At 53.8% G+C, this 13993-nt stretch carries 14 protein-coding genes; 12 read left to right on the top strand and 2 right to left on the bottom strand.

What is annotated here, in order from left to right; genetic code table 11:
* Positions 1-22 precede the first annotated feature (22 nt).
* The 12 genes from FFR93_RS08160 (at position 23) to FFR93_RS08105 (ending at position 11407) form a co-directional block, all read left to right on the top strand.
* Positions 23-1084, top strand: a complete 1062-nt coding sequence (locus FFR93_RS08160; protein ID WP_138392832.1) for a type II secretion system F family protein — start codon at positions 23-25, stop codon at positions 1082-1084.
* A 9-nt stretch (positions 1085-1093) separates the two neighbouring features.
* Positions 1094-2218, top strand: coding sequence for an ATPase, T2SS/T4P/T4SS family (locus FFR93_RS08155; RefSeq protein ID WP_138392831.1), 1125 nt, complete (start codon positions 1094-1096; stop codon positions 2216-2218).
* 3 nt (positions 2219-2221) lie between these two features.
* A complete protein-coding gene (locus tag FFR93_RS08150) occupies positions 2222-2737 on the top strand; it encodes a hypothetical protein (protein ID WP_138392830.1) in 516 nt (171 codons plus the stop codon).
* Between the two features lie 72 nt (positions 2738-2809).
* Positions 2810-4360, top strand: a complete 1551-nt coding sequence (locus FFR93_RS08145) for a hypothetical protein (protein ID WP_138392829.1) — start codon at positions 2810-2812, stop codon at positions 4358-4360.
* The gene (locus FFR93_RS08140; protein WP_205910731.1) at positions 4285-5583 is read left to right on the top strand and encodes an SPASM domain-containing protein; all 1299 of its coding nucleotides are present in this window, start codon (positions 4285-4287) and stop codon (positions 5581-5583) included. The genes FFR93_RS08145 and FFR93_RS08140 overlap by 76 nt, the downstream gene beginning before the upstream one ends.
* Positions 5584-5591: 8 nt before the next feature.
* Positions 5592-6746 carry a radical SAM protein gene (locus FFR93_RS08135; RefSeq protein WP_138392828.1) on the top strand — a complete coding sequence of 385 codons (1155 nt, stop codon included), beginning with the start codon at positions 5592-5594 and terminating at the stop codon, positions 6744-6746.
* Positions 6743-7861 carry a radical SAM protein gene (locus FFR93_RS08130; protein WP_138392827.1) on the top strand — a complete coding sequence of 373 codons (1119 nt, stop codon included), beginning with the start codon at positions 6743-6745 and terminating at the stop codon, positions 7859-7861. The genes FFR93_RS08135 and FFR93_RS08130 overlap by 4 nt, the downstream gene beginning before the upstream one ends.
* Positions 7858-8283: a hypothetical protein gene (locus FFR93_RS08125; protein ID WP_138392826.1), complete on the top strand. Its 426-nt coding sequence runs from the start codon at positions 7858-7860 to the stop codon at positions 8281-8283. Before FFR93_RS08130 ends, FFR93_RS08125 begins: the two co-directional genes overlap by 4 nt.
* 15 nt (positions 8284-8298) lie before the next feature.
* On the top strand, positions 8299-9096 hold the full coding sequence (locus FFR93_RS08120) for a hypothetical protein (RefSeq protein WP_138392825.1): 798 nt from the start codon (positions 8299-8301) through the stop codon (positions 9094-9096).
* A gap of 18 nt (positions 9097-9114) precedes the next feature.
* The gene (locus tag FFR93_RS08115) at positions 9115-10233 is read left to right on the top strand and encodes an SPASM domain-containing protein (RefSeq protein ID WP_138392824.1); all 1119 of its coding nucleotides are present in this window, start codon (positions 9115-9117) and stop codon (positions 10231-10233) included.
* Positions 10230-11039 (top strand): hypothetical protein, encoded by an 810-nt coding sequence (locus tag FFR93_RS08110; RefSeq protein WP_138392823.1) that lies wholly within the window; start codon positions 10230-10232, stop codon positions 11037-11039. Before FFR93_RS08115 ends, FFR93_RS08110 begins: the two co-directional genes overlap by 4 nt.
* 110 nt (positions 11040-11149) lie before the next feature.
* Positions 11150-11407, top strand: coding sequence for a hypothetical protein (locus tag FFR93_RS08105; protein WP_138392822.1), 258 nt, complete (start codon positions 11150-11152; stop codon positions 11405-11407).
* Between the two features lie 105 nt (positions 11408-11512).
* Here the strand turns inward: FFR93_RS08105 and FFR93_RS08100 are convergent, their stop codons facing one another.
* Positions 11513-12763 (bottom strand): hypothetical protein, encoded by a 1251-nt coding sequence (locus FFR93_RS08100; RefSeq protein ID WP_138392821.1) that lies wholly within the window; start codon positions 12761-12763, stop codon positions 11513-11515.
* Entirely contained in the window at positions 12763-13914 is a 1152-nt protein-coding gene (locus FFR93_RS08095; RefSeq protein WP_138392820.1) for a hypothetical protein, read from the bottom strand. The genes FFR93_RS08100 and FFR93_RS08095 overlap by 1 nt, the downstream gene beginning before the upstream one ends.
* Between the last annotated feature and the right edge of the window lie 79 nt (positions 13915-13993).

Below are 13993 nucleotides of genomic sequence, written 5' to 3'. Positions count from 1 at the left end.
CAATTCCTTTTGGGGTCTGCTGATGGCATTCAATATTAACCGCGCGATTATGAAAATGCAGTTCGGCTTCAAAAAGCGGATGCGCATTTATCGTAAGCTTTCGAAATATCTGTCGAACTCCTTTCCTCTCGGTCAGGCTCTCGATGAAATGTACGTCTACGCAAAGGAATCAGGTCGCTCTGCTGCGGTAGAGGCCCTCGTTCTCGATGAATGGCGCAAGTCCTATGCCAACGGTCGAGGCATCGCCCCGGCCATGGCCGACTGGGTTCCAAACAGCGAGCGCCTGATCATTTCTGGTGGTGAAGATGCCGGTAAGTTGGCTCTGGCCCTAGATAAGGCAATTCACGTCTCCTCGTCTGCGGCGAAGATCAAGAACACCCTTATCGCAGGCATGCTCTATCCGGTCCTGCTCTTCTCGCTGTCCATTGGCTTTCTCTGGATGTTCGGCACCCAGGTTATCCCGGCCTTCGAAGAAGTTCTGCCCCGTGATCAGTGGGTTGGGGTTGGCGCTCAGATGGCGGTCCTCTCAGACTTCGTCATAAACTGGCTCAAGATTACTCTCATCGCGATGGCCGGTCTTTTCGTTGTCATCGGTTACTCCATCCCTCGCTGGAAGAAGGGACTTCGCGTTCGGTTTGACCGCATTCCCCCGTGGTCGCTTTATCGCCTCGTTATTGGTTCCGGCTTCATGATCACGCTCGCGGGCATGCTGAAGTCTGGCATCGCTCTGCCGCAGGCTCTGCAGACGATGTCGCGTCATGCGAGCCCCTGGTATCGGGAACGTATCCTGAAGACGCTTTTCCTGGTCAACAACGGTAAGCCGCTCGGTGAGGCTCTTCACCAAACAGGCTACCAGTTCCCTGACCGTGAGAGCGTGCAGGACCTTCGCGCTTATTCGAAACAGGCAAACGTCGAAGACGCGCTTGAAATCACGGCAAACGACTGGCTGGAAGAGTCGGTTACCGCCGTCCAAAACCAGACGGCTCTTCTGAGAAACGTGTCGTTCGTGATGCTCGCACTGATCTTCGCATGGATCGCATCCGGCATCTTCTCGATCCAGTCTCAAATTGCGAATGCAGTGTGAGGCAAGTCGATGCAGTATAACGGCGGCAGAGGCGGTGCTGGCAAAGGTGGGGACCAACTGGTCCCTGCTGATGGACACATGAATGGACTTGACCATTCAGGTCGTCCGATGGGAAAGCGTCTCAGCGAACTCATGTTCACCGACCTCTACATTTCCCACACAGGGGAAGTGCTGATCAAAGGTGCCATGGATGACGAGCGGCCTGTAAAGGTCGCCGATGACTTTGCCATTGCCGATTTGCACGACATTCTGCAAATCCTGCTCCGTGAACAGGATAGGCACGACACCGGTGAATTCCGCGTCGAATACGATAACATCAATTATCGTGTCACGGTCATGGAAGATATCGATGAGACCTGGTTCACCTTGCGTCGCCCGATGTCTGAAATCCCGAGGCTATCGAAACTGGGCGCGTTCAACGCACCGATCATGCGTTTCATGGGGTGGCTTGGCCGCCAGACGAGCCCTGGGCTGGTTCTGATTGCCGGTCGTACCGGACACGGTAAGACCACCACAGCCTACTCGCTCTTGAGAGAATACCTGAAATCCTACGGCGATATTGCAGTCACTATCGAAGACCCACCGGAAATGCGGTTCAAGGAAGGCGATTTCCCTTTCGGAAAGTGTTTCCAGTTGACCCTCAAGCCTGGCCAAACCTTTGGTCAGCGTCTGGTGCAGTCTCTTCGCATGTCCCCGAAATACATTTTCATTGGTGAGCTTCGCCGTGGTTCGGACGCCAGCGAAGCCTTGCGCCATGCAGGCTCGGGTCACCTGATCTTGACGACGATCCATGCGGGTAATGTCATCGAAGCTGTGAATTCCTTCATCAAGCTCGCCTCATCCGAGGGTGTTTCCGAAGGATTCGTGCGCGATTTGTTCGCCCAGAGTATTTCGGCTATTATCCATCAGGAAATCCAGACGGTGAAATCGGGCTCCAGGTTCACAAAGAAGCTGAAGCTCGAAACCCTGTTTTTTAGCGCAGAAGATCATGCTGCTCGCAGTTTGATCCGTGAAGGCAAGACGAGCCAGCTCAACACGTTGATCGCTCAACAAGCCTCCCTGATGGCTAATAACGAGGACCCGACCGATTATCTTGGCAAGAAGGCCATCGCGAACAAGGACGGGAGGCGATAGCAGATGCAGTTTATCTTCATTATCGGCGCGTTCCTGTTCACCATGACTTTGATCTTTTCGTCGCTTCCGCGAACGCCTGAGCCTGTCTTCAAGGAGTCCGAGGGGCTCTTACTGAACATGGCGACGTGGCACATGGCGGCGTCCAAATATTGCCTCGCGAATACGTGCGTTTCGGGTACGGTCAATCCTTCTACAAAACTTCCCGACGTGATGGTGTCGAACCTTTTATCCCTGCAGACGACATTTGAGACGCGATACAATGCATCCACGCGTGACCTGGTAACGTATTTTCGCGCTGGCGCACTTGCAAAATTCGAGGGCCCCACTGTGGGCACGGTGACCGGCGCTCTTGGCGACGTACTTGGCGCAGCCCAAACTTCTTCTGTCGGCGTATATGACAGGTCTACAGGGAAGGTCATTCCGAATTACCGCATTCGCCTGGGTTATGAAAAATCTATTCCCGCCGCCATAGGAAACCGCATCGCCGACGGCAGCCCGATTATTGCAACGAAAATGTAATTGCAGCCGACTCAAAAGTCGCCGACGATTTAAGTTGCATATAATTTCGTGATGCAGGTCAAGGATTACGCGATGTCAGTGAAGAACTTAACAAGGAATTCCTATAGAGGGAAATACCTCCATAAGCGCAATCGCGGTTTCAGCTTGCTTGAAATCGTTTTGGTTCTTGGTATTGCCGCCTTGATGTCGGTTCTCATCATGACAACTTGGCAGCAGAGCGCTGAGCGGATTAGAGCAAAAGGTGTCGCCGACAAGCTTCAAATTGTCACTGAAGCTGCAAAATCCTATGTGAAAGCCAATGCTGCAGAGCTTCAAGCTGTGGCACCAACCAGTGGCGCTCTTTACATCCCTGTTGCCAAAACCAGCGCCACAGGGCCCATCCCTTCAGGTCCCACGGCAAAACTGAAAGGTCTGCAGGAAGGTAGTTTCCTTCCCCTCTCCTTCATTGACACCAATGCCTTCGGTCAAAATACCGCATTGCTCGTCAAGAAGAATGCCTCGGGTGATGGTCTTGAAGCGCTGGTAACGACATTTGGCGGTCGGGCGATGCCAGATGACATGCTCGGCCATGCGTCGAATAGCATGGGTGCTATCGGTGGCTATGTTCCAACGCGGTACGTCAATGCCGCTGACAGCGGCATGGTTGTCGGCAACTATGGTGGATGGCGTACGGCCGCTTCGACCTGGGGGGCCGCTTCGACGAGACCAGCGGCTGGCCATCTCGCGACGACACTTGCTTTCGACGACACTGCTCTTCTTGCAGACTATCTCTATCGCGACGACATCGGTATTCCTGTTGCCAATCAGATGAAAACCGACATCGATATGGACAACAACAATATCGAGAAGGCGGACAAGATTATTGCTGGCTCTTCCGGCACTGTCGAAGTTGTCGGCAACATACGTGCCACAATCGACATTTATGCCCGCAGTGCTTACCTGACGGATAATCTGAGCGTTGGCAAAAACGCAACTGTTGGTGGGACCCTTGGCGTTGGCGGAGCTGTCACTGCAGGTGGCAACATCACAACCACGGCCGGTGACATTACGGCGTCTAGAGGTAATCTGAATGTTACGGGATCAGGTGCCTCATCGCCGAACACAGGCGTCGCAACTGTCAACAATCTGAAAGCTACCTATCTCGATACATCGGCAATTGTGTATGGTTCTGCCGTTGCAGGAGCAAATCAAAACAGCGCGGCAAATGCTGCGGCGGCCGCAACTCCTGTTACACTTGGCGATCTCCTGCCGAAGTCGGTCGCCCAGTTCTCGTATCTGGTCATGGAAGCATCGGCGGGCAATCCCAACGCTAACGTTGTATACAAGCCGACGTGTAAAGGCGGCAATTCGCGTGCTCGCGTGATGGTGTATCCATTGACGGATTCTTGGCGTTCGACCCCTAATGTCACGCTTTCGGTGGTGAACGCGACATCAAACAGTGGGGAAACCTTTGTTGGCGCAGTGGGCGTCCAGTCCGCTACAAACGATATCGCGTCGGCAATCGTTGCTCAGACAACAAGTGTTAATGCTTCGATCTGGCGTATCAGGTGGATCGGTACGCCGGTCTCTGCAAATGGTCCCCGTCGCGCTATTGCTCAGACCTTCTGCTATTACGGCGGATAGTAATTGATTTCCTTGCAAGGAGTTTTAAAGGAGCCTATCGTTTTCTCCTGGAATTCCTTGCAAGGCGGCCTCCCATGTCAATCAGTACGGTCATTATCAAACCGACCAAATTCTGCAACGCCACTTGCACGTATTGTTCTGCTCCCCCTGAAGTGAACGGCGCTCCCAAGTGGAGCCAGGATGAATTCAGGGGGTATTTCGACAAACTTCATCCGTATTTATCGTCGAACGCCGTGCTTCTTTGGCACGGCGGTGAGCCCATGCTGATGGGGGCCGATTTCTATTGGAAAGCCTGGGAATATGTTCAGGAAACCAAGCCTGGCATTCGGTTTTCCATGCAGTCCAACATCCTTGCCTATGATCGGAAGCGCTGGAAGGATGTCTTGCAGGGGCCGTTTAACTACTCGATTTCGTCAAGCTTTGACCCGGATGAGCAAAACAGGGAGTTCAAGGGTTCGACTTCACTCTACACCCGCATCTTCAATTCCCGTCTCGACGCCATGCTCGAAGATGGCTTTCACCCAAAGGTGATCGGCACCTACACTGAAGAAACAATTCCTTTGGCGCTGGATATGTACGACCGTGCCAAGGCGACAGGGGAAGCCTGCTTTGACATCCGGATCAATTATCGCTATCCGGCCGGTCGTGACGAAGGCAACGGCGCGATGTTACTGCCGAAAACCTATGGCAAGGTCCTTCTGGAGTTGTATGACCGCTGGATTAGCGATCTACCGCATTTCGTGGTGACGCCGCTCGACGAAATGTTCAAAAAGACTATCGGCCTCGACACTTCGCGTTGCCCCTGGAGCCGTCATTGCGGCGGTCATTTCCTTGGTCTTGAGCCGAATGGCGACGTTTACAACTGCAGTGAATTCGCTGACCTCGGTGACGAGACCTATCGTTTCGGAAATCTGCGTGAACAGACCCTTCCAGAGGTTCTGGCGTCGAAAATCTCCGTCGCCACACGCCGTCGCCGTGTCGATCTCCCGATGGACTGCAAATCTTGCCGCCACTTCAACGAATGCGAAGGCGGTTGCATGCGGGATTCCGTTCTCTACGGCCGTGGCCTTGGCGGCAAGTTCTATTACTGCCATTCCTGGATGATGGTCTTCGACCGTATCAAGCAAAGCATCATGACTGGTGAAGCGGATGGAGCGATCCGCAAGTATGGCCTCAATCCAGACGACGTTCGCCGTACCCTCGGCTACGCCGCAGCGGCTTAGGAGGTGTCATGATCACCGCGTATGTAAAGCCGACCAATCGGTGTAACGTCGGATGCACCCATTGTTACCTTCCCGAAGCCGTTCGTGCGGACAAACGCAGGATGTCGGACGATATCCTTGTTACCACGGCTCAGTTCGTGGCAAAAATGCAGGAACGTGGGAGGCACTCAGGGGCACATGTTCTTTGGCATGGCGGTGAGCCTCTGGTTCTTCCTGCGGAATGGTATTACCGGGCTGGCGAAATCCTTGATCGCGAGCTTCCTGGTCATACCGAATCCATGCAGACGTCACTGATCCCGTTGCGCGAGGAACACGTTGAACTGCTGGCGACGCGCCTTGGAGGCTTCGTCGGATCGTCGGTCGATTTCTCGCAGAGGCAGATCAAGGGCTCGGTTGATGAGTATCACCGGCTCTGGATGAAGAAGGTCGACATGGCTCGGAAGGCTGGTATCGAGATCATCGCCGGTGTTGTGCCAACCACGCGCGAAATCGGACGTGAAGCTGAGATGGTCAAATGGTTCGTCGATAGAGATTTCGGCGCTTTCAATATCGACAGATACAATGCCTACGGAACCTACTTCGATGATCGGCCGAGCAACAGGCAGCACAGCCAGTTTCTGATCGGCCTGTTTGATGCGTTGATGGATGAAATGAAGCGAACGGGTGTTGCACCTCTTGTCGGTGCTAGCAGGGCTTCAATCACAGGCGTTCTTTATGGCGTCGGGGGTGATCGCTGGGGCGGCACATGCATGAGTGACTTCATCGTGGTCGAGCCTGATGGCGCTTTGAACAATTGCCCTGACAAGGCTTCGTTCGAAGAGAGTTTTGGCAACGTCGTCGATGGCTTCGATGAGTTTGCGAAGAACCGCTTCCGCAGAAAGTGGATTAAGCATCAGGCGCTAACCCATAAGGAAAGCTACTGTTTTTCGTGTGAGAACCAGCATTTTTGTCAGTCCGGCTGCCCCATTACACCGAACGGATCGGCGCATGGGGAAGACGAATGCTCTGGCTATCACTCCTATCTCGCCCACGTCCGCCGGTTCGTTTCCACGCCCGAAGGCGAAGCTCTGGCAAATGCCTATCTCAATCAATCTGGCCGTGCCAAGCTTCTGGAGCAGGCGACGGTCTATGTCAGTGAACCTTCTGGAGCCTGTGCCGCATGAGTGCCCGTGTCCCGTTTGCACCCCAGTTTTCTCATCTTGTCTACATGCGCGTCTTTGAAGGCTGCAACTTGCACTGCGAGCACTGCTTCATCCCCAAAAACCCCAAACGCATGACGCACGACGATATCGTCGCTTCCGTTCTCGATCTGAGGAAATTTGCTAAGCCTGGACAGACGATCCTTGTTCAGTGGCATGGCGGCGAGCCGACAATGTTCGGAGCCAAGTGGCTCTCTGACGCCATCGACGCTGTTGAGGCAGCGGCACCGGAGTTCAAGTTCGAGCATGGCATCCAGACTAACCTGATGACATATGACAGCGCTTGGGCCGATCTCTATCACAGGAAGTTCGGTTCCAATGTCGGCGTATCCTGGGACCCGGTTATACGGCTTCTCAACCGCAGCCAGCCTCAGAGCAACGCGATCTACGAGGAGAAGTTCTGGAAGAACCTCGCGCAACTCATTCAAGACGGCCTTGATCCCTATCTGGTTGTGACCGCGACGAAGGCCTTCTTCGACACCTTTCGCAATCCCATCGCCTTTTTCGAAAAACTCACGGCGGCAGGCGTTCGAAAGGCTCATCTCGAACGTTTGACAGAGACAGGTTATGCGCGTGACAACTGGCTGAGGCTCGGCGTCGACAACGCGAGCTATAGCCGCAACATGTCGCGTTTTATGAGAGCTTACGCGCTCTGGAAGGGCGTGGAAGGTAATGGCGAAAAGCTGATGCTCTCACCCTTTGACGGTATTCTTTCGTCGGTCGAGCAGATGCACAAAGGTTCGGTTGGCTACGGTTGCTGGTCGGGCTCCTGCGATACCCGTTTCCACACTATCGATGCCAACGGCTACAAGGCCGGATGTACTGCGTTAACGTCTGAAGTTGACAACAAAGCGGCCCAAGGCAAATCATTGAATTTAGGACAAGGATTTCAGGAAATCCGGAAAGAACGACGAGTCATTCATTGCAACGGATGCCCTTATCGTTCTGTTTGCTCCAGTGGTTGTCTGGCTCTTTCGATGGACGACGGCTCGGGCGAGTGCTCCGGTGGCCGTGGTTTCTTCGAGACAGCCTCGTTCATCGTGCAAAAAATGGATCAAACCCGAGGAGTTAACGCATGAACACTAAAACAGGCTCGGTCATTGTTTCAGCCTCCCTGGCAATGATCGCAACCCACGCCATGATCGCGGCAGCTCGTAGCAACGATGCTGGCCTCGTATCTTTTTCACAGTCGAAGGGCGAGAAGTCTGATCTACGCAAACGAATTGACTCCGTCGTTTCACAGCGCGACGCCAAGATGGAAATTTCGTCGGCAATGATGCTGCTCGCCACCAAGTTTGGCGAAAACGAAGTCTCCATTGCCGAGAAGTATTTTCCGCACGAATTCCTTGTTGTACAGGCAGTGAAACAGGGTGATGATTTTACTCTCAACGGCAATGCTGGTGTGACTGACCCAAAGGTTATTTACCCGGGCGTTACCTGCCACAGCGCATGTCACAGTGCCTGCCACTCTGCCTGCCACGGTTCACGCGGCTGGCGCTAACACGAGAAGAAAAACATGCCAAAGCTCTCTCACCTGGTCGCCGGACGAACCGAAGAACTCACGAAAAAATATCATGAATTCCTTCAGTCAGGTTCCGAAATCGTTGAGGGAGATGAAACCAGCAAGGAATTCGATCCTGATCTGGTTGATGCGGCCGTTTTTGATATCGAGGTCGATGGTGACGATCTGATCGTTCCATTTGGCCTTCGGGAAGCGGGTCTACTTGCCAAAACTGAAAACGGTGAGCTGACCGAAAACGTGCTCGATACCGCGATCAACATGATCCTGAATGGCGTCGAGGTTCTGATTGAATTCCCAAGTGATGTCGATTGCGGAGAGCCTGTTCACCTCGTCTCGACCGCTGCAGCCATTAAGGCTTCGCTTTCCTTCCTGCCGCCTGAAAACGCTTCTGACGAACAGTTCGAAGCCTGGTGCCAGCGGATCGAGCGCCTGACGGAAGCTTATCTACGTCAGCCGAACATGACACAGTTCGTCCTGCCGGTTTCCAGCTACGTCGAGTACATGTTCATCAACGTGCTCGATTCCAAGGCCGCAAAGAAGTTCAAGCCGACCGATGAGTACATCATCCGCCGCTTTCATTCAGCCATGACCGTCGCACGTGCAAATGCAATGAAGGCACGCGTCCGCAAGATCGTTCACGCACATTTCGGCGGCCGGGAAAAGTTCAAGGAATTCGCAAAGGAAATGTTCTCGTCGATCTATGAAACGGTCGTCGAGAACGTGAAGCAGCGCGCTTCCGAAATTACGCTTGCAAATCCTGCGAACGAGGTCTCAACTGGTCCGACTGAATAAGCTCGGATAGGAATTCTTATGTCTGCACATTTTACGTTGCACGCCCGCCTGATCAAGGGCTGCAACGCTGATTGCAGTTATTGCTCATCCTGGGAGGAAAACCCGTCCGCCCGGATGAGTCCCGACGAATATCGGCGATCCCTGATATTCATTCGAGACAACATCCTGCCTCAGATTACCAGAGATTGGTCTAAGGCAACTCTGACGATCCAGTACGTCGGGGGTGAAATCCTGTTGATCCCGGCAAAGGAACTTCGTGAATCGGTCTTCGCCGCGCGAGAAATTTTCTATCCCGTTTTTGCGGAGGTCGTAGATGGCGTCCAATCCAATCTGGTCGCATCAGAACGCCGGGTTAAAGAGCTTGATCTCGTGTTTTCCGGCAGGATCGGAACATCCGTCGATGGGCGAGGCACGCAGCGTACCGTTAGAGGGAGCGCCGATGCGTATCGGAAGATTTCGACCAGATCGATGGAGACAATCGCCAAGCGCCGCCGCCGGAAGCCTGGCGCTATTTTCGTCGTCGATAACCAGGGACTGGTAAATCTCCCATTCGAGATGGATGAAGCCTCTCGGCAAGGGTATTCTCTTGTACTTCGTCCGGTTTTCCAGGGCGGGTCCGATATCAGTTCAGCCTCCATCCCAGCGCTCGTGGCCGGTTTCAGTGAAGCCTTCGATCAGTGGGTAATGCGCTCCCGTGTTACGGTTGAGCCGTTTACGCATCTGTTGTCTAAGCGTCTTTTCGCTCAATCGTCCATCGGGTCTGTCTGCCCTTTCCAGCGTAACTGCGCAGATGTTTCGCTCGATCTCGAACCTGATGGCACTCTCTACACGTGCCTGGACATGGCGGATTCGGGACAGATGCCTTTTGGGAATGCCTTGGCAGGTACATTCGACCACCTCGCATGGTCGCAGCTTCGAGCGCGCATGAGTGAGGTCGACCCTCGTTGTCGGAGTTGCCCGTTCTTTGGGGCCTGTCAGGGTGGCTGCATGAGTGAAGCATTGCATCACACCGGGTCGATCTACGGCCGTTCCGATCTTTGCGCTGTCTGGACCGCTCTCTTCAAGCGGATTGATGCAGTGGCGGAAACCCATGGCCGTGATGCCGTTGGTCAGTGGCTACAGGGGTTGGGGCAATGATCCAGAGTATCGCTTTTGCGCCTTCCCATCTTTTGACGGCGGTCCACGGTGACGGTTCAGTCATCGGCGCTCGCTTTTCGGCATGCACGAATATGCTTTTGCCGCTCCATAAGGGGCGTAAGAACATCGTTTCCGCATACGCTCAGTTTGACGCAGTCGTGACAGACCACAACCCGTTTCTGGCTGCGATCAGTCTCCGCCGTCTTGTAGAGCAGGGAAAGTCGTGCCTTTTGGTTCATAGTGGCGACAGCGACGACTGGCCCTACGACCTCCTGTTTTCGACGCCGATTGCCAGCCTGCTGGCGTCGCTTTCAGCTCGGGACGATGGTTTCGAGGACGATCCCGTCCCGGTACCGACGAGGCTCATAACCGAATACCTGAGGCCATCTGCCAGCCGGATTACGGTGACCAGGGCCTATAGCGGTGTTCATCTGGCCAATCGTCAGCCGCCAGGTTCCCTGGCACTTTTCGGCAACCTGCGCCAGCGTGTTCCCGAACATGATATTGGTGCGCAATTGGGTTCTCTTCGCGCCACTCTGCATAACGTGCTGTTCTATAGCCCCAGGCTCGGCTTGCCTTCATGGGGTCGCCTGGCTCTCTTCACAAACGAATTGGTCCTGACTGGTCGGCCGCATAATTTCGGGCAGTCTGTACAAATTGACGACAAACTGGATTGGGGAAACCGTCTGATCACCCCTATGGGCAGTGCTCAGTTCGCGAACCGGACGAATCCGGAGGCTGCGCGTAAGATGCTGGAAGAGATCGTCGCACTCCACGAGGTTCGTCGATCCCTGAGGATTGCATAGGCCGAGGGGACATCTCCAGATATTGTAGCTACTCTGAACTATGGTTGCTCCATGCTGCACTCCATCAAATACTTGAGGGTAGGACCCCACCTGAGAACCGAGAAAACAAGATGACCCACGAGGAACGCGCAACGATCATGGCCACTATCAACGGTTGGCACATCGACCAGGATGACAACTTCGCTCGCGCGCTCGACGACGCCGCGCCTGATGTCATCACGAACATTGCACCGACAGACGTCGGAGCTTGGGGAATGTTGTGCGACATGGAAGGCATCGAGGTACCCGATTTCATCGATCAGAAGACTGTCGATAAAGCAAACGAGATGGGCAATCCGTTTATGCAGAGCGCCCAACCCAGGATGTAGTGTCAGAGTATACCAACGGGGTGTCCGGAATACGCAATCGTTTGCTGTCACACATACGACAATGATCTGCCTGCGCTTCGAACTAGTCGCGGATGCGCTCCGGACCTAATCTTTTTCTGAAAACCTCTTGTAGACATCCGCATTAAAGGGCTGGGCCGCATATCGCCGAATGTCTGCTTTGACCTCGTCCGTTTCCATCGCCATCGTACGCAACAGAGACACCTTGCCCTTTTGCTCTGTTTGCGATGACGTCGACCAGGCGATGCCGTAGGCTGCCGTGCGCCCTTCTGGCTGGTGGTTTTCCTCGGCAGTCGTCCAAAGGCTCTCCAGGGCCTTCTCTGACAATTTCCGATCATGTTCCAGCCTGAAGAGTGTATCTTTCAGTCGAGACCTGAACATCGGATTTGCCTGATCATTAAAGAGCAAGCATGAGGTTTTACCCGTCCAATCGGACGGGATGTCGTCTGCGGGTTCGACGAGTGCAATATCAACCCTTTCATCGAACCCTTCCTCGGCGATGGTGATTCTGGAACGCAGGCTTGGGAATCCGCTCAAAGCTGATTGAACCTGCGCCACGTTGGCGAGACTTGATATAACATCCACTTCATCGGCTGTCCGCAACACTTCCGCAATAGCATCGTTCATCGTCATCGTGATGCAATCGACGATGAGTGAAATGTAGGAAGGCAGTGTCCGTGTCGGCGGCAGCCACAGCTTGTTTTTTGACCACAAGAACCGGCCGGATGAGGCTCCGACCTCTCCGATGAAGCTGTGCTTGACTTCAAGCGATCCGAATGGATCATCGGCTGGGGAAAGGCAGAGCGCATATCTTTCGCAGAACCAGGGGTGTACCTCCAGTTCATGCCGCCCAGGTGGCAGCAAGCGCTGCGTCTCTTTTTCCTGTGTCCCTACTTTACTCTGGATGATGAGATCAAGTGGAGTTGCGGTTTCGACGACCATGGTCCAATCGTCCACTCCGGACATCCTAGATAGGAATTTTACCTCCTGCTGCGGATGAATTTCCCCTTTCAACGCAAAATGACGACCATCTTTCATTCGAAGGCCGACTTCCAACACTTCCGGGTCCGGCTTTAGTCCGTACAGAAAGACCTGAAGGACATCTTCATTGCCAAGTTTGAAAGGAATGGCCGGATCATGGTGATGCCGGTGTCTGGCTCGTTGCTGCGCGTGATCCAGGCAGACGTGATAGTCCGCGTAGTCGATTTCCTCGATCTGCCGCAGGTCTTCGAGCCGTCCAATGATCGAAACCGTCGCTTCCTCCGACCGATGTCGATCAGGACCGTTTCCTGTGTATCTGGTCAGGTCCGTCAAGTGAGGCGCGATGACGGCCCTCATCAGAAACCAAGTTCCTTGAACCCGTCGACCATGTTCCTAAGGAAAGGTCGGTCACTTTGAAACTCGCGAATGACAGGCAGATATCCATAGCAGTGCTTGCCATCGTCCTGCTGCCATTTGCGAAAGAGCGGGATGGCGTGGCTCGCGCAGAAGCTCTTGTACCGGCAACCAGAGCACTTTCGATTGGTAACGAGGTTTCTGATGACCTCGTTCAGCATCTTGTTCATGACACCGTTCGGTTCGGTGATGAACTCATGGATGGGGCGATCACGAACATTGCCCAGCGGCTCGAAACCGAAGTTTCTGTCGAGGACGTGCTGACCCATCGATTCCGACCAGACGTGAAGGTCAAGGTTGTGATCGATATAGAGTGAAGACAGGAAGATATCCTTTGTCTTGCGCCTCACATTGTCGATGTCGAATGGCTCTGGTTCTGGCAGGAGTTTCTCGTCAATCCTTCCGTCCAGGCCGATAGCTTCGACCTCATTGTACTCGTCAAGGAAGGTGACGGCATATTCTCCAATCGGAATCGGGTGAATATCGTATTTTCGGTCAAGAATTCCTCTACTGACAGCAGTCATCCATTCGACTTCTTCGTCGACTGAGACAACCTGGCTGGTCTTGAAACCGCGCGTTTTCGAGGGGGTATATCGTCCGAGCTGGAGCTGGGTGCCGATATCGCCGAGAGGGCCGAGCGCTTCCTCAACGAACCGTTCCGGGCTGAACGCCTTGATCAATCGTTGGGTGATGAGAACTTCCGGATATCCAAGAATTCCATGACTGCGCATGTCGATGATCATGTCGCGGATATCTTGGGCTTTATCGGCAACGGGATCATAGATGATTTCCAGGTAGTAACTTCCAGGGTACCTTTTCCGGAGATCGACGAATTTGTGTATCTCGTCAGATGGGGCTGTGGAAAAAACGCGGAAATCGCTCACGCAGGAACCGGCGATCTCATCGAGCATGTCAGCCGGTAGTTCCGAGTGGTTTCCAAACCGGAAAGTGTAGGAATGATGGTCTACGGTGAAGCCGCTTTTGCCAAAATAGCCCTTGTCCTGCGTGTTCACGTTTTCCTTGATCCACGCGTAGTATTCCTTCACGCGCTGATCGATCAGCATCATATCCTTCACCGGAATGATGTTTCTCATTCGCCAATTGTTTTTGAAATGCTTGTCGACGACGCATCCTGAACAGCCCCTGGCGCAACCGTCGTAGGTGTGTACGGCA

Origin of the sequence: Rhizobium sp. MHM7A (assembly GCF_005862215.1) — a bacterium.
GTDB classification, from domain to species: Bacteria; Pseudomonadota; Alphaproteobacteria; order Rhizobiales; family Rhizobiaceae; genus Rhizobium; species Rhizobium bangladeshense.
This window is presented reverse-complemented; position numbering and strand designations above follow the sequence as displayed.

Bases quoted from the DNA above. Each gene is read 5' to 3' on its own strand.
- FFR93_RS08145 (WP_138392829.1), top strand. From the start codon at position 2,810: ATGTCAGTGAAGAACTTAACAAGGAATTCCTATAGAGGGAAATACCTC.
- FFR93_RS08155 (WP_138392831.1), top strand. From the start codon at position 1,094: ATGCAGTATAACGGCGGCAGAGGCGGTGCTGGCAAAGGTGGGGACCAA.
- FFR93_RS08130 (WP_138392827.1), top strand. From the start codon at position 6,743: ATGAGTGCCCGTGTCCCGTTTGCACCCCAGTTTTCTCATCTTGTCTAC.
- FFR93_RS08105 (WP_138392822.1), top strand. From the start codon at position 11,150: ATGACCCACGAGGAACGCGCAACGATCATGGCCACTATCAACGGTTGG.
- FFR93_RS08120 (WP_138392825.1), top strand. From the start codon at position 8,299: ATGCCAAAGCTCTCTCACCTGGTCGCCGGACGAACCGAAGAACTCACG.
- FFR93_RS08115 (WP_138392824.1), top strand. From the start codon at position 9,115: ATGTCTGCACATTTTACGTTGCACGCCCGCCTGATCAAGGGCTGCAAC.
- FFR93_RS08110 (WP_138392823.1), top strand. From the start codon at position 10,230: ATGATCCAGAGTATCGCTTTTGCGCCTTCCCATCTTTTGACGGCGGTC.
- FFR93_RS08160 (WP_138392832.1), top strand. From the start codon at position 23: ATGGCATTCAATATTAACCGCGCGATTATGAAAATGCAGTTCGGCTTC.
- FFR93_RS08125 (WP_138392826.1), top strand. From the start codon at position 7,858: ATGAACACTAAAACAGGCTCGGTCATTGTTTCAGCCTCCCTGGCAATG.
- FFR93_RS08100 (WP_138392821.1), bottom strand. From the start codon at position 12,763: ATGAGGGCCGTCATCGCGCCTCACTTGACGGACCTGACCAGATACACA.
- FFR93_RS08095 (WP_138392820.1), bottom strand. From the start codon at position 13,914: ATGAGAAACATCATTCCGGTGAAGGATATGATGCTGATCGATCAGCGC.
- FFR93_RS08135 (WP_138392828.1), top strand. From the start codon at position 5,592: ATGATCACCGCGTATGTAAAGCCGACCAATCGGTGTAACGTCGGATGC.
- FFR93_RS08150 (WP_138392830.1), top strand. From the start codon at position 2,222: ATGCAGTTTATCTTCATTATCGGCGCGTTCCTGTTCACCATGACTTTG.